The organism is Limnothrix sp. CMB-01 (assembly GCF_055193175.1).
Map to the genome: position 1 here is coordinate 2083373 of NZ_CM143720.1, position 18764 is coordinate 2102136.

Consider the following 18764-nt stretch of genomic DNA (forward strand, 5'->3'; position numbering starts at 1 on the left):
CAGATTCCCCAATCTCAAATCCCGAAATCTCAAACTCCCAACCCTCAAACTCCCCAACGCCCCCATCCCCTGATTTGGCCCCTTGGCGATCGCCCTTGTCGCGAGCCTTGCACCGCAACCGATCGCTGATCTATGCCCGCTATTTGCAGTTGGCCACGGTGCGCCCTGATGGCAGTCCCGCGAACCGAACGGTGGTCTTTCGGGGATTTCGCGATCGCACGGATTGGCTCACGGTGATCACGGACAGCCGCAGCGAAAAGATGCCGCAATTGGCTACGAATCCCCGCGCGGAAGCCTGTTGGTACTTTCCCAAAACGCGCGAGCAATTTCGGATTGCCGGAACCTTGCGGGCGGTGCTGGCCACTACGCCCGACCCCACGGAACAGGCCGAGCGATCGCGCCTGTGGCAAAACCTTTCGGATGCAGCCCGATTGCAATTTGCTTGGCCCAATCCTCGTGGCGATCGCACGGTTGACCCGGCCGCCTTTGCGCCGCCGCCGCCGGATCCGATCGCGCCGCTGGAGACCTTTGTGCTGTTGTGGCTCATCCCTGAGCGGGTGGATTGGTTGGAGCTGAAGGGGGAGCCGCAAAATCGCACCGAGTTCGATCGCACCCCCGACGGTTGGCAAACCCACGCCCTCAACCCCTAGAGCGATGGTTGCCAATCTATTGGGGACATTGGGGGTGGATGGCCCCTTGGGTGCAGAGATAGGCTAACTGGCGAGGATCCAGATTTTTGGCTTGGCTGAAGTCCGCCCCCTTCACCAGGGCGGAGGGTTTTTCGCTGTCAGTGCGCCCCACAAACCCGCCGGCCGGGGCTGCGTTGGTTGGGGCAAAGATCGCGCCTTTCAGGTTCGCTCCCTCAAACAGGGCCCCGCGTAAATCGGCCTGGGAAAAATCGGTGCCTTGTAATTGGGCGCTTTGCAGTTGTGCCCCCTGTAAATTGGCTCCAATCAGACGGGTGGCGCTCAGGTCGGCATTCCGCAAGTTAGCCCGGTTTAAATCAGCGGTGGACAGATCGCCCCCGCGCCAACTGGCTTCGGTGAGATCGGCTTGGGCCAAGCTGGCTCCCACGGCCCGGGCTTGACCCAGTTTGGCTCCATGCAGACTGGCTTGGTTCAGCTTGGCATCCCCGAGATCGGCCCCCGTGAGGCTGGCTCCATCCAGGTTGGCCGCTTCCAGGTTGGCCCCCAGCAGTTTGGCTTGGCTGAGGTTGGCTCCAATCAGGCGCGCACTGGTGAGGTTGGTTCCATTCAGGGCGGCCCCAACCAGGCTGGTGCGCTCCAGTTGACCAGTAATTAAGGATGCGCTGGTCAGGTCGGCTCCCCGTAGATCGGCTCCGGAGAGGTCGGTGAGGGCATCGTCAAAGGTGTTCCAGCGGCCATCGGGCCCGGCCGATCGAAAAACGGAGCCGCGGAGATTGGCCCCGGTGAGCACGGCACTGCGGAGTTTTAGCCCCGAAAGATCAGCCCGATCGAGCACCAGGGAAAATTGGGCATTGGGCGAATTGGATTGGCCCAAATCCACGCGGCTGAGGTCGATCGACCCGTCAGCGCCCGATCGCAACCGCAGCAATTTGGCGATCGCCCGTTGGGTGGCTCGCAACCGCAGGGCGGCCCGGGTGGCCTCTCCGGTGTTGGGCCCCGCCGCCAAACTATCCGCATCGGTCTTGAGAGTTTGGTTTAACCGTTGCAAGTAGGGCAAGGCGGCAGGCCCGGCGCTGGTGATCGACTGTTGCAGGGCTTCGATGAGTTGTGGAGATTCCTCTTGACCCAACAAATTCAGCAACAGCACAATTTCCGGGTTTGGATCCTGCACGGCCCCCAGGGCCAGCACGGAACCCCGCCGCTGGTCAGGGGCATTTTGGCTATATTTAGCCACCAAATCCAGCAGCAGTTCCTGCTTCTGGGCTTGGGCCGCCCGTCGATCGGCCTGATCTTGGACATAGATTTGCGTAGCGGCAAAGGTTCCCAACACCAGCACCAGACCGAGCGATCCCACCACCACAATCGCCGTGCCGGGGTTTTGGCGCACCCAAGCCCACAGCCCCCGGGCCCCGATCGGGGAAAGAATCAAATTTGTGGTTTCCGGGCCGTTGGGATGATTCAGCGTCAGCCGCGCTGCCGATCGCTCCGTGAGCGAACCACTGCCTGATCGACCATTGACCAGGATCGATCGGCCCATGGTGGCCGGTTCGATCGGCCCCGGCTCCATGGCCGCCATCCCCGGCTCCACCCAGCCTTCCGGGTCTCGCAAATCCACAACCCGCGTCTTGGCCAGGCGATCGCGCCAGGGCCGCCGCTGAGGATCCAACAGTGCTGCTCCTGACTCCACCGCCAGCCCCACCACCGCCAAACCCAGCAAAATCGATAAATCCGGATAGGCTCCACTGGCCCGCCATACGCCATAGGCCGTTCCCAGCGGCAGCCCCCAACGGCCCACCCCTTCCCGCAACAACACCCGCCCCAAACCGGGAGCGCGTCCCTGCTCATCTGTTAATTGCAGACCAAACCAGGCCTTCGGCGAAGTTTTGCCCGTGGTGGCCAGCAAAAAAAGTTGTAAGCCGCCCAGCGCCACCGGCAACACCAACGCCCCGGACCAAAAGAGATTTGTCATCGGAGCCACGGCCGTGGGGCGCAAGTGTGGCGGGATGGCAAAGGTTTTAGCGGCCGCGTCCTCGACGCTGGCCAGCACCGGATTCAGCGGAACGGGCGGCCCCTCCAAGGCCGTGCGTGCCGCCTGCCCGATCGCAAAGGGCAAGCCGCCGCTGGCCGCAATCAGCGCCACTTCCACCGCCCAAGCCCCCATTCGCCGCCACAGAAGCGATCGCCGGTTGGGGCGATCGGGCCCTTCCGGGGCAAAGGTGGGGCCAAAGTCGGGATTAAAGTCGGGATTGTCGTTCGGAGCAGTGGGCGGGCTAACCATGCGGCGATTCCTGATGACGGCCAAGGTCATGGGGAGGACAAAACCAGACTACTCGAATCGCAGGCAAGGCACAGCCCTTCCTGGGGCCGCATCAGGCTTTGGGCGTTGCCAGCCTGGAACGCAGCTTTGGGCGCAACCCATGACCAAAATTGGGCCTACCCATCATGCCACAACCCCATTGGTACTCAAGTAACTCAAGGGTTGAAAGGCTGGCCCTCAGGTCAATGAAGATTTCAGTGCGCAAGATCCCAGGTCAAGTCTTCAAACTGCCGTTAATGAAGGCTTTTGCGCCTCAAGCGGCTGACCGAGGGCCAAGGGATCGGTGAAGTGCTGGCGGGTGAAATGTGACTGTTCACCTTGCTTTCCGCTCGGGACTGGTTGCCCAATGGCGGTCTTGGGAATTGATCGCCCAATTTCACCGATTTTTGCTGCTTTACGAGTTCAGGGGCCTTTTTTCACTGTTGTTCGATCGGGCAGGGCGATCGAACAACAGATCAATGATCCAACGTTAATCCGTATTTTTTGTAGTTCCCAATACAAAAAGATCCGTAAATTTACAGAAATTGCCTATTTAATAATCCAAGGTAAAAATCCAGTTGAATTCAATCACCTTTTAAATTCACATTTAATGAAAAAGGATTTGAATGACCGTTTCAGACCACTCCAGCTTGAAGCGAACTGTCTTGAATCATCGACTATTTTTTCATTAATTACCCCTTATCCTCTCTTGCGATCTCCGGAAAGAGAAAGCACTATAGATTTAATGGACAACAGTCCATAGATGGGAAACATTCGGGATCGTAGCCCAAGTGAAGTTTGGCATGATTATGTATCGGATTGGGAACAATCCTAAACAGGGGAATCCAAATCAAACCAAGCAAACTTGTTGGCTCTTAGGCATCTTAAGGAAGCTTTAGCATGGTGAAAGTTGTCATTCTCGGTGGTGGTATTGCTGGAATGAGCGCCGCCCACGAGTTAGTTGAGCGGGGCTTTGCCGTTGAAGTGTATGAACTCAAAAGCATTGCAGGTGGAAAGGCGCGCAGCATCAAAGTGCCAGACAGCGCCGCTCCAGGCAAACAGCCCCTGCCGGGTGAGCATGGGTTTCGCTTCTTTCCCAGCTTTTATCGGCATGTGACCGATACCATGAAGCGCATTCCTTACCAGCCTCCTCAGGGGGGAAAAGTGCGCAGGGTTTTTGACAATTTGGTAGACACAACTCGGCTAGCATTGGCCCAATATGAAGACCACAAAAACCTCATTATCCTGCCCGATCGCTTTCCCCAGAGCCTAGGAGACCTGATCCTCATTTTTCAGGCTTTGCTGCAAGGGGCAACCGCTGACCTCTTACCGGGTGAATTGGAGTTCTTTGCGGAGCGAGTTTTCCAACTCCTAACCTCCTGCCCAGAACGCCGCCTGGGAGAATACGAAAAAATTGGTTGGTGGGATTATTTGGATGCCCAAAACAAGTCGATCGCCTATCAAAATTTACTGGCCCGCGGCCTAACCACTTCGCTGGTGGCTTCCCGGGCTGAATTGGCCAGCACCAAGACCATGGGCGATATCTTCTTGCAGCTTTTGTTGGGCATTGTAGATCCCAGCAACAGCAGCGCCGATCGCGTCTTGAATGGCCCGACCAACGACGTTTGGATTGATCCCTGGCTAAAATACCTCAAGGCCCGGGGTGTGGACTATCATTTTTCCAGCCGCCTGCGTTCCATCCAAACGGAACGGGATGCCCAAGGCAACACCAAAATTTCGGGGGCGATCGTCACTGACCTAGAAACCAAGGTCGATCGCTTTGTCACGGGTGATGTTTACATTGCTGCCTTGCCCGCAGAAATTATCGCTGGACTGATCTCCGATGACCTGATCCAAGGCGACCCCACCTTCGCCAACCTCAAGCGCCTGGGAACCAGCACCGCTTGGATGAACGGCATTCAGTACTATCTCAACCGAGATGTGCCCGTCACCCATGGTCACGTGCTGTATGTGGATTCCCCTTGGGCCTTAACGTCCATTTCCCAAACCAAGTTTTGGCCAGAGTTTCCCGTTGAACAATTTGGCGATGGGCAAGTTCGGGGCATCATCTCCGCCATCCCCTCCAACTGGGGTTACTTCATCAACCCAAACACCGATGAAGTGGGCGCAATTAACGGTACGTTGGGGCTGAAAATTCCCAAACCAGCCCAAATTTGCAACCCTGAGGAGATTAAGGAAGAAGTGTGGGAGCAAATGAAGCGCTCCTTGAAGGAAAAGGGGAAACCACTCCTGAAAGATGAGGATCTTCATAGCTGGTTTTTGGATCCCGATATCGTTCACAACTGCTGTGACTTAGCAACCGATCCTGAAAAACTCGATGAAGTCCTGAATGGTGCATTACCTGACTTCTTCAAGGATCTATTTTTGTGGATTCATCATCAGAACCGCGAAGTTAACTTGGAGGAGATTGCTGAATATCTCAATGTGGATCAAAGCCAAGCCCGGTTGGCGGTGAATGCGCTAGTGGCGAAGGGATTTGTCGGGCCGATTCCGCTGCCAGTGCCTAACGAGAAACTGCACCTGGAGTCCTCGCCGCTATCCCAGCGCTTCCATGAACGATTGGGACGGGAAAGGCTGCTCTATAAGAGCCGCATTGGTGACCCTAACGCCAACGTCAACGGCGAACCCTTGTTGGTTAACTTGGTGAATACCTGGGTGCTGCGTCCGGAAGCCCATACCAAGATTCCCAACTTTTTCTTGGCCTCAGACTATGTGCGCACCAACACGGACTTGGCAACCATGGAAGGAGCCAATGAAGCAGCGCGCCGGGCCGTGAACGCCATCATTGACGCTTATCAAGTCAAGGCTCCCTATTGCAAAATTTGGGAATTAAAGGAGCCAATTGTGTTTGCAGTTCGCCGTTGGTCAGACTACTTACGCTACAAGCGGGGACTGCCTTGGAATGGAAAAGTTTCGCCCTGGTATTTGCGGCTATTCTTTCCCTTTATTGCCCTATGGCAATTAATAAATCGTTGGTTTAGCTAGCGTTTGCCTGCGATGGAGTCGTCGTCGATCACGATTTGATGTTAATATTACTTTACTAATGTCTAATCGTGATCGATGTCATAACATCTAATTTGAACATTGATTACCAATCTAAATTCGACACAGCCAATCGCTTCAGTGGGCAGGTCTTTAGTTGGTGAACCAAGATCAATTGATTTTGGGAATAAGAGCGAAAATTTAGTAAAAGCATGACAATTTAACAAAATCAAGCAATAATTACAAATTCATGTGAATCTATGTTCAGGGTTGACTTACAGCCTTCAAGATTAATCATATTCCGATTTTATTTCTGCCCTGATTCTGTTTCTGTTTGTAAGTTACGCTGCCACTAAATTGTTATGGACGTGTTTGCTCAGTATCAAATTTCGGAAGTTCTTTCAACAACCGAGCGGACAATTGTCTATCGGGCATTGAAACAACCAGAGCAAAAGCCAGTCATCTTAAAAACGGTGGCCTCTGATTATCCCAACCGGGCTGATTTGGCTAAGCTTCAACATGAATATGAAGTGCTCAGAGATTTAAATCTAGAAGGGGTTGTGGAAACCTATGGACTTGATGAAATCCAGGGCAAACCCTTTTTAGTGCTTGAGGATTTTGGAGGGTGTGACTTGATCTCTTGCCTCCAAAATCAGTCGCTTTCACTGGATGATATTCTATGGATTGGTTGCCAGTTGGCAGCAATTTTAGGACGGCTGCATAACTGCCAGATTATTCACAAGGATATTAAGCCACATAATCTAATCTTTGAACCTAAGGTTCGGCAATTAAAGCTAACAGACTTTTCGATCGCCTCTCGCCTTTCCAAGGAACACCCGATCCTCAGTAGTCCCAATCTTTTAGAGGGAACGTTGCTCTATGTGTCGCCAGAGCAAACGGGACGCATGAACCGTACGGTGGACTATCGAACCGATTTCTATTCTTTGGGTGTCACGCTCTATGAGTTATTAACGGGCCAGCTTCCTTTCCAATCCAGCGATCCCATGGAATTGGTACATTGCCATATTGCAAAGTCGCCCGTTCCGCCTCACTACCTCAATGCCCAAATTCCGCCTCAAGTGTCAGCAGTGATTTTGAAGCTGATGGCCAAAACGGCAGAAGAACGCTACCAAAGTGCCTATGGCATTCAGCGGGATTTGGAGGAATGCCTGAGCCAGTGGCAACGGTCTGGTTCGATCGCCCCGTTTCCTCTGGCGGAGCGCGATCAATGTGGCACATTCAGCATTCCCCAAAAGCTCTATGGGCGGGAAATGGAAGTGCAACAGCTTTTGGATGTGTTCGATCGCGTCAGCGCGGGAAATACGGAAATGGTGCTGGTGGCGGGTTATTCCGGCATCGGCAAATCGGCTTTGGTGAATGAGGTGCATAAGCCGATCGCCCGCCAGCGTGGGTACTTCATCAGTGGCAAGTTTGACCAATTTCAACGCAATATTCCCTACGCTTCACCCATTCAAGCATTTCGTGAACTGGCGCGGCAATTACTGACTGAAACGGATGAGCAAATTGCCGTTTGGCGCGCAAAATTGACCGCAGCTTTAGGCAGCAACGGATCCATCATTACCGATGTGATTCCCGAATTGGAATCGATCATTGGTCGCCAGGCTCCAGTACCGGAGTTGCCCCCTTCCGAAGCCCAAAATCGCTTCAACTTGGTTTTTCGCACCTTCATTCATGTGTTCTGCCAGGTCGATCAACCGCTGGTCATTTTCCTAGACGATTTGCAATGGGCTGATGCGGCTTCTTTGCAACTCATTGAACAGTTAATGACTGATCCTGATGGGCAATACCTGTTGATGTTGGGAGCCTATCGCGATAATGAAGTGGACTCTATGCATCCCCTGTTACGGATGCTCGGGGCGATCGAAGCGGAGGGAGCCAAACTGCAAACCATTACCCTCAAGCCCCTGACGCTGGATCATGTGTTGACTTTGGTGGGAGACACCTTGCACCGACCGTTGGCAACCGTGGAACCCATTGCCCAATTGTTGGTGCAAAAAACCCAGGGAAATCCATTTTTCCTAACGCAGTTGTTTAAATACCTCTATGTTGAAGGGGTCATTTGGTTTGAATCGGGAACGGGGCAATGGGAATGGAGTTTTCAAAATTTGCCGCCTATTGAGATCACCGAAAATGTGATTAGTTTGATGGTTCATGAGATCCAACAATTGGATGTTTCTGTGCAACGGGCGCTGCGATTAGCCGCCTGCATTGGTAACCAATTTAGTTTGGATATGTTGGCTATTGTTCATGAAAAATCTACAACGGAGACTTTCGCAGATTTGTGGCAAGCTCTTCAGGCAGAATTTGTTATTCCGCTGAATGCAGCTTATGAAATTCCGCAAGTGTTAGAAGATTGTAAAACAGTCACGATTACCTACAAATTTCTGCACGATCGTGTGCAGCAAGCGGCCTATTCTCTGATTCCTAATGAGGAAAAGCAACTCATCCATTTAACGGTGGGTCGCTTGTTGCTCAACAGTATTGAACCCGATCGGCTAGATGATTGTCTGTTTGATGTGGTGAATGCGATGAATGTGGGTTCTGCCCTCATTTCGGATCCCCAGGAACAGTTACTCTTGGCGCGGCTAAATGATCGAGCAGGTAGAAAGGCTAAGGCTGCGGCGGCCTACAGTTCGGCCCAAGAATACTTTGCAATGGGCCGTCGATTGCTGCCGGGAAATGCCTGGGAAATGGATTATGAATTAACATTTAACCTCTATACTACGAGTGTGGAAGTTGAATATTTATTGGCTCAATTTAAAGAGGCATATACTCTTTCAGAAATTGCCTTAGAGCGCTCATGCTCGCTGATTGACCGCGCAAAAATTTATGAGCTAAAAATTCAATTTCTGATCGCTGAAAACCAAATGCACAGTGCGATCGAAACAGCTTTGCCTGTTTTGGAACTACTGGGCTATCCCTTGGTGATTGATTCGCAACTGTTGCAACTAAATCAGCCGCTGCCGGAGTTGGATCAGTTGGCAGATTACCCAGAAATGAGCGATCGGGCTGCTTTGGCTGCCCTCGAAATTCTGATCATCATCACGGGCCCCTCTTACGAAGTGCGACCCGATTTATTGCCCTTCATCGTTTTTCTGATGGTGAATATGTGCCTAGAGCTGGGCCATTCAGCTCTCGCCGCCTACGCCTATGGCATGTATGGATTGTTGTTGTGTGGTCCCTTAAATCAAATTGAATTGGGCTATCGATCGGGACAAATTTCTTTGCAAATTTTGGAGCAATATCCCTCGGATGCTCTGAAATGCAAAATCCACATGCTTTTCAATTCCTTTGTGGTTCATTGGAAAGAACCCCATCAAAACACGATTCAATTCCTTGAGCGCACAGTGCAAATGGGAATGGAAACGGGTGATGTGGTTTATGCCACCTACTGCGCCATGTGGTCTTGTGGCTACATGATGTTGGTGGGAACGCCCTTGGCAGAAGTGGCCCGAGAGCAACAACTGTATATCGAATTGCTCCAGAAAATTAAACAGGATCATGGCTTATATCCAGCCATGACTTGGCGACAACTCACGGAAGCCTTGGAGTCGCCAGAAACACCCACTTCTCAACTGGAAGGCCGCTATATTAATCGCCAATTGGTTTCAGAAATTCAAGCTTCTGAAAACCAAATGCTGCTTTTCTTTATCTATTTTGCAGAAACCATTCTGGCCTATGTCATGAATGACTGGGAAGCAGCAAAAAACAAGGCGAATTTGGCTGACCAGTACCAAGCAGCAGCCACCGCTTCGATGTTGTCTGGTGGCTTCACATTTTATGCCGCATTGGTTTATCTCAAAACCACTCAACCCAGTGACTTGGCTGCTCTAAATGAAGAAGAACAAGATCGGCCTTCCACCTTAGAACTTTTGACGGCAAAGTTGGAAAATTGGGCACATCACGCACCAGAAAACTATCAAAGTAAATATGAATTGGTGTTGGCAGAAACGGCCCGTTGGCAAGGGGAAATTCTGCGCGCCATGGACTATTACGATCGCGCCATCAACACGGCCCAAGCCCATAGTCGCTGGCCTGAAGTGGCGATCGCGGCCGAGCGTGCCGCTGAGCTGTATCACGACTCTGGGCGCGACAAAATTGCTAAGCAATATTGGCTGGATGCAGCTCATGCTTACGATCGCTGGGGAGCTAAAGCTAAAGTTGCCGCGCTCCAGGCCAAATCGCTGCCCTTACAAAATCTGTCGCCACGTCGGCCGCCCACCTTGCCGCCCACGGGCACTCAGCATTCCACCCATCCCCACACAACCGCCAGCACGGTGCTGGATATTAACACCGTGATTAAAGCGGCCCAAGCCCTTTCGGGGGAAATTGTCTTGTCGCAATTGTTAACCCAACTAACGCGACTAACCCTTGAAAATGCGGGGGCCCAAACGGGCTATTTGCTCCTCAAAGATCCCCAACAAAACAATCGGCTAACTGTGGTGGCCACCAGCCATGTGGAAGGGCAAACGGCTGTAGATGTTCCCCTAAATTGCCCCTTATCTCCGAGTTTATCTTTGCCGGTTTCCCTGATTCAATACGTGCAACGAACTCAAGAATCAGTGGTGTTGGGAAATGCCATGGCTGAAGGATTATTTACCAATGATCCTTACATTGCAAACCAGCAAATTCAATCGGTGATTTGTATGCCCATTACTCAACAAGGACAGTTGATGGGCGTTCTTTATTTGGAGAATAATTTGGCGATCGATGCATTCACGCCCGATCGCCTGGAAGTGTTGCAAATTTTGATGGCGCAAGCGGCGATCTCCATTGAAAATGCGCGCCTCTACCGAAACTTGGAAGACTACAGCAACAATCTGGAAAAGAAAGTGGCCGCTCGCACTCAGGAGCTAACCGAAAGAAACCAGCAGTTGAAGATTACGCTCCAAGAACTGCAACAAACCCAAGCGCAACTGATTCAAGCGGAAAAAATGTCGAGCTTGGGGCAAATGGTGGCCGGTATTGCCCATGAGATTAATAATCCTATTAGTTTCATTATGGGTAATATTACTCATGCTCGGTCTTACTTTTTAGACCTCCTGGATTTGTTGACACTCCATGAGCAGCATTCCTCTGAAATTCATCCAATTGTTCAAGCAAGAATGCAAGAAATGGAGTTGGATTTTTTGAAAGAAGATCTGAACAATTTGTTTCACTCCATGCAAAATGGGGTCGATCGGGTGCGGCAAATTGTCCTCGGACTGCGAAATTTCTCGCGTTTGGATGAATCGGATCAAAAACAAGTAGACCTGCATGAAGGAATTGACAACACGCTGCTGATTTTGCAGCACCGATTACAGGTGCAAAGCCAACAGCCAGAAATCAGCGTGTTAAAAAACTATGGCGAAATTCCGTTGGTGAATTGCTACGCCAGTATGGTGAATCAGGTCTTTTTGAATATTTTGACCAATGCGATCGATGCCTTGCGATCGCCCGCCGGTTTTGCCTTGCAGCCCATGCCCGAAATTTCCATTGAAACTCGCAAAATTAGCGATCAAACTGTGCAAATTTCCATCACCGATAACGGCCCAGGCATGGAAGACAGTGTGCGCCAAAAAATCTTTGATCCCTTCTTCACCACAAAGCCAGTGGGCGAAGGCAAAGGATTGGGCCTATCGGTGAGCTACCAAATCATTACTCAACAACACCACGGACGACTATCTTGTCAGTCTGCCCCCCAACAGGGAGCAACATTAACGATTGAATTACCCATTGATGGCCCCGCTTAAGTGGTTGAAGATCTTGTCAAACCCAATGAGCCTTTGCCAGAATTTCTTCAATTGAATGAGTTGGCTATGCGTCCATCTCATGAGTTCATTTGAGTTCATTGATTAACCATTACCATGACCAGTCAATTACGAATCGGGGTGGCCGGACCAGTGGGTTCTGGAAAAACAGCCCTGGTGGATGCTTTGTGTAAAAAATTGCGCGATCAATATAGTCTGGCGGTGGTGACCAATGATATCTACACCCAGGAAGATGCTCAGTTTTTAGTTCGGAGTGCTGCTCTTTCCCCCGATCGAATCGTGGGTGTGGAAACCGGCGGTTGCCCCCACACGGCCATCCGAGAAGATGCTTCCATTAATCTGGTGGCGATCGAGCAATTAGAGGCTAAATTTGCGCAGGGCGATCGCCCCATTCAAATCACCTTTGTTGAAAGTGGGGGAGATAACTTGGCCGCCACTTTCAGCCCGGAGTTAGTTGATTTAACGATTTACGTGATTGATGTGGCAGCCGGTGACAAAATTCCTCGCAAAGGGGGGCCAGGGATCACTAAATCTGATCTCTTGGTGATTAATAAAATCGATTTGGCTCCCCATGTGGGTGCTGACTTAGCGGTCATGGAACGGGATGCCCAAAAAATGCGAGGCGATCGCCCTTTTCTGTTCAGCAATCTGAAAACGGGCCATGGGTTGCCAGAAATTATTGGCTTTATTGAACAGCAATTGCCCCCAGTTTCCTAGGGAATGTTTGAACAACCAAAGCCCATCAAGAGCCTATCAATTGCCTGATTTTACTTCACGATGAATCAGCAGGTTAATCCGTGGGTTCCTTATGAATCAATGGGCAAACGAATCAAAAACTCAGTTCCCTGATTGAGTTGGGATTGCACATCGATCGACCCGCCATGTTTGGTCACCACAATTTCTTGGGCGATCGATAGACCAATTCCTGTGCCTTGGTTCACTCCCTTGGTCGTAAAGAGGTGATCAAAAACCCGAGCGATCGTTGCCTCATCCATTCCCTTAGCATTGTCAGCAATGCCAATCACAATCTGATTCGTTTCTAACTTTGTGGTTACGGTAATTTGATAGGAGCGGGCTGGTAAATTTTCAAGGCTCTGCTCCATGGCGAACTCGTCGATCGCGTCAATGGCATTAGCCAAAATATTCATAAATACCTGATTTAGTTGTCCTGGAAAGCAGTAGATTTCAGGCAATTTCTCATAATTACGAATCACCCGGATTTCAGAGCGATGATTCGTAGCCTTCAGGCGATATTTTAAGATTAGAATCGTGCTTTCCAAATTCTCTGTCAGTTGGGCCCTGACTTTTTGATCGGTGTCCGATCTCGTGAATGCTCGTAAACTTTTACTAATTCCAGTCACCCGATCGGTGGCATTGTGCATGGATTCAAACAATTTAGGAAAATCTTCCTCTAAAAACTCTAAATCAATATCCTCAGCATGTTCCACAATATCCCTTCCAGGTTCAGAATATTGCTTCTGGTAAAGCCGAATATGTTCCAACAAATAGTTGGCATATTCTTTCGCATTTTCAATGCTGCCATTTAAAAAGCCGATCGGGTTATTAATTTCATGGGCGACTCCAGCAATTAAATTTCCTAACGCAGACATTTTCTCACTTTGAACCATTTGAGCCTGAGTGAACTTCAACTCCTCAAGAGTTCGCTCTAGGGTTCGATTTTGCTGAATTAACGTTCTGGCCTGATGCTCCAAAACATGATTGGCAACCTTTAAATCTGCGAATGCTTGATCTAGCTTCACCTTAGCAGTGTTTTGCTCAGCCAAAGTTGCCGTCAAAATTAACGATGTAAAAACTACCACCACGATAAAAGACTGTAAACCCATCAACGACTGATTCAGGTGAGGGCTGGCAAAACTGCCCAACCCGCGCACCGTGCCCAAAATAGCCATCAAAGAAATCAAGAAAGCTGTGAAATTAGCGCCCAAGTCTCCAAAACGGAAAACAGCCCAAATTAACAAGGGAATCAAAACATAGGCGATGGATTGTCCATTCCAAAAAGCAGAAAAACTGATCAAGAAAACACTTAAACATAAAAATAGAAATTCAATTTCTTTGCTTGGAATCACCTTGATTCCTAATCGTGATAAAACACCTTGAAAAGAATGTGGATTCACAATTTTGCGATTTAAGACATGAAAAATAAGCTGTGATAGGTTGCAACAACTCAGTTGGTTCAGTTTTAGGTAGCGATATCCGCTCAAAATGAGTGGTGTCAAAATAAAAATACCGGCAACGTTAGAAATCCACCAGGTTAACCAAGTGCTAGGAGCATGTTCAAAAAAATCGATTTTCCCAGCAGCAGCTAACATGCCTACGCCCATTGTTGCGTTGACAACGGGGCCCAGCAATCCTGCGTAAACCAAAAATCGAATGGTGTCAGAAACTTGGCTAAATGGATATCGACTGCGGGTTGACTGTTTAAATAAATAGGTTCCTAATTGAGTGCCCGCAGTAGTTCCGGCGGCAATGCCCAGTACGGCTACGGTAGATAACAGCAGGGTGATCAGATTGCGATCGCCCCAAAAGGCTTGAATATTAGCCCCTAAGGATCCTAAAAAAACGCCGGGAAGCACGCCTCTGCCACAGAGCAGGACAATACCAACGGCAAATCCATCCGGTGGCCAAACTGGGGTGACTGAGTTTGGCGTGGAAGCGACGGCCCGGGACAGCTCTGCCAGGGCATCGTAAACCAAGGCGGTTGCCAAGATTGACCCGAAGTGAAACTTTTGCAGCCACGCTAGGGATTTGCGAGCTGTGATGACGTTGATGATCTGTTCCATAGATTTCCAGTGGACGATCGAGCTATTGAGTATTACGTCGATCAATGAAAAAGTCGTGAAAATATTCAGCAAATTTGTGGAAATCCAGACAAATTAGGGCTTGCTCCCATTAATTACCCTAAATACAAGCCTTTTGGTAGTCTAAGCTTCAGACAAATCCCAATCAGTCAATTTTTAGAGGTGGTTGAGTAATTGTTAGAGCTTTTAAAATATTTGTATGAGGTTCAAGTCTCTATTAATCAATTATCTTTTGTTGGTTAATAAGATTCTTAAATTTTAATTTCGCGTTGTTATTTATACAAATAAATCAATTTCAGCTCCTTTTGATTATTTTGAATTGTTGCTTCATGAATCCTTTGAATTGCAATTTGATGCTATGAAATAGATGGCAGGTGAGAAGAATTTGATCGATTTGGTGACTTAAATGGCATTCAACGAATAAGATATCGAGCGTGATTTTTTAAATTTAAAAAATTATTAATTGTACGATTCGTTTAAAATTCTACACAAAAATCAACGTAAACCTATGTGACCTCAACGGAATTTCAACATTTCAGCGCCCGATCGATCAAGTCAGCCCCTGGAATCGATCGGGCCAGGCCGGCCCCTGGGCGCGTTGCACAGAATCCATTCACGGCGCTGGGTCTGGTTAGTAGACCTCTTGCGCGAATCAGCTAACAGCCCTCATCCCCCAACCCCTTCTCCCAAGGCGGGCGAAGGGGAGCCAGAAATCGGGAATAACGGCGATTTCGTTGTTGGTTGTCAAGTCCCTCTCCCGACTTGGGAGAGGGATTTAGGGTGAGGGTTTTGATTGATGCAAGAGGTCTAGTGTTTGCCTCGCTGTGGCTAAAGTTCTCCCCATTTCCGAAGCAGGTTGGCGTGGGTTTTGGCAATGAGGTCAAACTCGGGCGTTTTGCCGGTTTTGGCAAATAGCGATTGGCGGGCGGTGTCCAGGTCAAAGAGCAGCTCTCGCTCGGCGGGATCTTTAACAAGACTTTGGATCCAAGTGACGGCCACCAGCCGCACGCCTTGGGCGATCGCCTCCACGCGGTGCAGGGTGGAGGAGGGATAGAGCACCATGGCTCCGGCTGCGAGCTTGAAGGTTTCTTCGCCATTGGTGGTTTCAATCACCAATTCGCCACCGTCGTAGGTTTCGGGCGATCGCAAAAACAGGGTGAGAGACAAGTCCGATCGAATCTTGGGATCGCTGCCCATGAAAGCGTTGTCCACGTGGCTGCCGTAGGCCATGCCCGTTTCGTAGCGACTGAACAAAATCGGCCCGATCGCCTTGGGTAGCGCGGCCATTTGAAACAACGGATTGCGCCATAGGGCCTGTTGCACCAACGTTCGCAAGGGGCCAAAGGCGGGGTCTGTGCTGGCCAGTTGGGTGTTGTGCTTCACGAGCTTGGCGTGCCAGCCAGCGGTGGCCTGGCCGTCAATAAATGTTGCGCCTGCCAGTTGTGCCTCAATGGTGGCCAGTTCCGCCGCGCTCAGCACATTAGCAATAGAAATAATCATTAGTCTTTTTAATTGCAGATCTTTTTCTTAGAAAAATTACTACAGTTTGGCAGTAAACGGCTGAAGTCCCTGGAGCAGGGTGAACTCCAAAAATGCTCAGCTTCAAGAAATACAAGCATTTTCCCGATCGCGGCTGCTCTAGTCTGGTTCCAGGAAGCGGGACAAGCACCTGTTATACTCTTGCAAGTAATTCGCAATTTTTGATCTCCGCTCCAATTTCTGGAGGGGCCAATCGGCGCGCCCAAGCACCCTCTGCCCAGCAATCGTTGCCCCTGGCGATCGGATCTTTAGCCATCAGACTTCAGCAGCCATGAAAAATAAGACAAAACTTTGGGTTGGCATTGGTGCATATCTGTTAACGGCCCTGAGTCCCACGGGCTGTGCGGTTGCCCCTCAGCAAACTGCAGCGGTCTCAACCCAAGAAACGGCCTCGCCTGGGGTTGAATCTCCCGTGGCTTCCGCAACGGCCTCGCCTGGGGCGGTGGCTTCGGAACTGGATCCCTGTCGGCGGGGCGCTGGCGGTGAAGGGGGTGAAGGGGGCGAAGGCGGCGAAGGCGGTGAAGGCGGTGAAGGGGCCGAAGACAGCAGCGCTGCGGTCACACCGAACCCGGCCATTAAGCCAGAGGAACTTCAGAAAGCGGTGGCCGATTACAAGACCTATGTGGTGCAAGAGGTCGATCGCCTGGTGACCGATACAAAGGTGTTTACCGATCGGGTAATTGCCGGAGATGTGGCGGGGGCGAAAGCGGTGTATGGCTCATCGCGGTTGGGTTGGGAACGCATTGAGCCGATCGCCTCGTCCTTTGCGGCCCTAGATGGGGCGATCGATGCGCGGGTGGATGACTTTAAAGGGGAAGACGACCCGGCATTCACAGGTTTCCACCGCATTGAAATGGGGTTGTTTAAGTACAACACGACCAAAGGCTATGAACCCTTTGCCCGCAAGCTAATGACGGATCTTCAGGGGCTAAAAACCTGCGTGGCTTCTTTGGAAATTGAGCCGAGGGATATGGTTCGCGGGGCTTCGGAACTGATTGAAGAAGTCTCCCTGGGCAAAATTACCGGCGAGGAAGATCGCTACAGCCGTTTGGATTTTTGGTCTTTCCGCGCCAACTTGGAAGGCTCCCAAAAGGTTGTGGATTTGGTGCGGCCCATGGTGCAGCGAATTCAGCCCACGGTGCTGCAACGGGTCGATCGGGATTTTGCGGCCGTGAATCAGGTTTTGGAGAAATATAAGCTGCCCAATGGCGACTTCATGACCTACGACAAGCTTTCGGCCGCCGACAAAAAGCGCTTACAGGCAGATTTGGCCAAGCTTGCGGAAAACATTTCCAAACTACGGGGCGTAATCGGTGTTTAGGGCTAAATAACCGTTATTCCTGCCTGCTATACCAACGGAGCAAACATCGTTTTTGAGGAAATTTCTGAGGGAAGATTCATGGTAAAACCACGCTTTTCCTGGAGTCGGCGGCAACTCCTGGGACGGGGATTGGCGATCGCCGTTGGTGCAGGCCTGGGCCTGTGGCAAGGTCAGCGTTGGTGGGGTGATCGCTCCGAAGCCGCTGCCCTGGCGGAGGCGATTCCCTTTTGGGGCCCTCACCAACCGGGCATCGCCACACCGGATGTGGCCGCTGCTTTGGTGGTGGCTTTGGACGTGACCGCACGCGATCGCCAGGAACTGACTCAACTGTTTCAAACCCTGACCGATCGCATTGCCTATTTGATGGCCGGTGGTGCCCTGAAGCCCTTGGATCAGCGCTATCCCCCCAGCGGCTCCGGTATTTTGGGCGATGAATTTCCCGCCGATCGGCTCACGGTCACCGTTTCCGTGGGAGCTTCTCTGTTTGACCAACGCTACGGCCTGGCCGCCGCCAAACCGCGTCATTTGACGGAAATGCCCAATTTCCCGAACGATCGCCTCGATCCCCAGCTTTGCCATGGCGACTTGCTCTTGCAGTTTTGCGCCAACCACGAAGAAACCAACATCCACGCCCTGCGCGACATCCTGAAGCAATTGTCGGGGTTGGTGGTTTTGCGTTGGCAAATGGCCGGTTTCCAACAGCCCGATCGCGACCCCCATCCCCGCCGCACCACCGTGCGCAACCTGTTGGGGTTCAAGGACGGCACGGTGAACCCGAACCCGAAAGACGAGAAGTTAATGAACCGATTGGTTTGGGTTTCTCGCAACAGCCCAGAACCGGCCTGGACGGTCGGCGGTTCCTATCACGTGGTGCGAATTATTCGGATGTTTGTGGAGTTTTGGGATCGAACTCCCTTGGATGAGCAAGAAGCGGTGATGGGGCGATCGCGCAGTAGCGGTGCGCCCTTGGGTTACCGCCACGAGGAAGAGATTCCAAACTATCAACGGGCCGGCAAAGCAATTCCCCCCGATTCCCATATCCGATTGGCAAATCCGCGCAATCCCGGCATGGGAGAACATCAAATTTTGCGCAAAGGATTCCACTATTCCCGCGATATTGATCGCGCCGGTCAGTTGGACATGGGCTTGCTCTTTTTAGCCTTTCAACAGGATGTGAAAACTGGCTTTGAAGCCATTCAAAATCGGCTGAATGGTGAACCCTTGGAGGAATACATTAAGCCGATCGGGGGCGGCTATTTCTTTGCCCTGCCTGGCGTGCCCGATCGCGACAGCTACTTGGGTCAGTCTCTGTTGCGATCGGTGTAATGGCAATCGGTGTAATTTAGACGGCGCAGCTTAAGGCGCATT

General features: G+C 51.0%; 10 protein-coding genes. 7 read left to right on the top strand and 3 right to left on the bottom strand.

All coding sequences use genetic code 11. The features are described 5' to 3' along the window. Nucleotides 1-74 precede the first annotated feature (74 nt). Nucleotides 75-650, top strand: a complete 576-nt coding sequence (locus ACZA91_RS08855; protein ID WP_463186147.1) for an Npun_F5749 family FMN-dependent PPOX-type flavoprotein — start codon at nucleotides 75-77, stop codon at nucleotides 648-650. A 16-nt stretch (nucleotides 651-666) separates the two neighbouring features. On the opposite strand, the gene ACZA91_RS08860 is transcribed toward ACZA91_RS08855, so the two are convergent. Then, complete coding sequence (locus ACZA91_RS08860) at nucleotides 667-2925, bottom strand: pentapeptide repeat-containing protein (RefSeq protein ID WP_463186149.1); 2259 nt, start codon at nucleotides 2923-2925, stop codon at nucleotides 667-669. Nucleotides 2926-3310: 385 nt separating this feature from the next. Between ACZA91_RS08860 and ACZA91_RS08865 the strand changes: the two genes are divergently transcribed. The 4 genes from ACZA91_RS08865 to ureG all read left to right on the top strand — a co-directional run bounded on the left by ACZA91_RS08865 (nucleotide 3311) and on the right by ureG (nucleotide 12434). Beyond that, the gene (locus tag ACZA91_RS08865; RefSeq protein WP_463186151.1) at nucleotides 3311-3706 is read left to right on the top strand and encodes a hypothetical protein; all 396 of its coding nucleotides are present in this window, start codon (nucleotides 3311-3313) and stop codon (nucleotides 3704-3706) included. A 137-nt stretch (nucleotides 3707-3843) separates the two neighbouring features. Continuing rightward, on the top strand, nucleotides 3844-5949 hold the full coding sequence (locus ACZA91_RS08870; protein ID WP_190355801.1) for a hydroxysqualene dehydroxylase: 2106 nt from the start codon (nucleotides 3844-3846) through the stop codon (nucleotides 5947-5949). A gap of 359 nt (nucleotides 5950-6308) precedes the next feature. Then, the gene (locus tag ACZA91_RS08875; RefSeq protein ID WP_463186153.1) at nucleotides 6309-11699 is read left to right on the top strand and encodes a trifunctional serine/threonine-protein kinase/ATP-binding protein/sensor histidine kinase; all 5391 of its coding nucleotides are present in this window, start codon (nucleotides 6309-6311) and stop codon (nucleotides 11697-11699) included. 114 nt (nucleotides 11700-11813) lie between these two features. Continuing rightward, nucleotides 11814-12434, top strand: coding sequence for an urease accessory protein UreG (gene ureG, locus ACZA91_RS08880; RefSeq protein WP_190533918.1), 621 nt, complete (start codon nucleotides 11814-11816; stop codon nucleotides 12432-12434). Between the two features lie 89 nt (nucleotides 12435-12523). Here the strand turns inward: ureG and ACZA91_RS08885 are convergent, their stop codons facing one another. Further along, the gene (locus ACZA91_RS08885) at nucleotides 12524-14518 is read right to left on the bottom strand and encodes an MASE1 domain-containing protein (protein WP_463186156.1); all 1995 of its coding nucleotides are present in this window, start codon (nucleotides 14516-14518) and stop codon (nucleotides 12524-12526) included. A gap of 846 nt (nucleotides 14519-15364) precedes the next feature. Then, on the bottom strand, nucleotides 15365-16036 hold the full coding sequence (locus ACZA91_RS08890; RefSeq protein WP_463186159.1) for a Fe2+-dependent dioxygenase: 672 nt from the start codon (nucleotides 16034-16036) through the stop codon (nucleotides 15365-15367). 310 nt (nucleotides 16037-16346) lie between these two features. On the opposite strand from ACZA91_RS08890, the gene efeO reads away from it, so the two are divergent. Beyond that, entirely contained in the window at nucleotides 16347-17396 is a 1050-nt protein-coding gene (gene efeO / locus ACZA91_RS08895; RefSeq protein ID WP_463186161.1) for an iron uptake system protein EfeO, read from the top strand. A 78-nt stretch (nucleotides 17397-17474) separates the two neighbouring features. Next, a complete protein-coding gene (gene efeB, locus ACZA91_RS08900; protein WP_463186163.1) occupies nucleotides 17475-18722 on the top strand; it encodes an iron uptake transporter deferrochelatase/peroxidase subunit in 1248 nt (415 codons plus the stop codon). Nucleotides 18723-18764: the final 42 nt, after the last annotated feature.

Coding starts and splice junctions, on each gene's coding strand:
- ACZA91_RS08860 (WP_463186149.1), bottom strand. CDS start 2,925: ATGGTTAGCCCGCCCACTGCTCCGAACGACAATCCCGACTTTAATCCC.
- ACZA91_RS08865 (WP_463186151.1), top strand. CDS start 3,311: ATGGCGGTCTTGGGAATTGATCGCCCAATTTCACCGATTTTTGCTGCT.
- ACZA91_RS08870 (WP_190355801.1), top strand. CDS start 3,844: ATGGTGAAAGTTGTCATTCTCGGTGGTGGTATTGCTGGAATGAGCGCC.
- ACZA91_RS08875 (WP_463186153.1), top strand. CDS start 6,309: ATGGACGTGTTTGCTCAGTATCAAATTTCGGAAGTTCTTTCAACAACC.
- ureG (WP_190533918.1), top strand. CDS start 11,814: ATGACCAGTCAATTACGAATCGGGGTGGCCGGACCAGTGGGTTCTGGA.
- ACZA91_RS08885 (WP_463186156.1), bottom strand. CDS start 14,518: ATGGAACAGATCATCAACGTCATCACAGCTCGCAAATCCCTAGCGTGG.
- ACZA91_RS08890 (WP_463186159.1), bottom strand. CDS start 16,036: ATGATTATTTCTATTGCTAATGTGCTGAGCGCGGCGGAACTGGCCACC.
- efeO (WP_463186161.1), top strand. CDS start 16,347: ATGAAAAATAAGACAAAACTTTGGGTTGGCATTGGTGCATATCTGTTA.
- efeB (WP_463186163.1), top strand. CDS start 17,475: ATGGTAAAACCACGCTTTTCCTGGAGTCGGCGGCAACTCCTGGGACGG.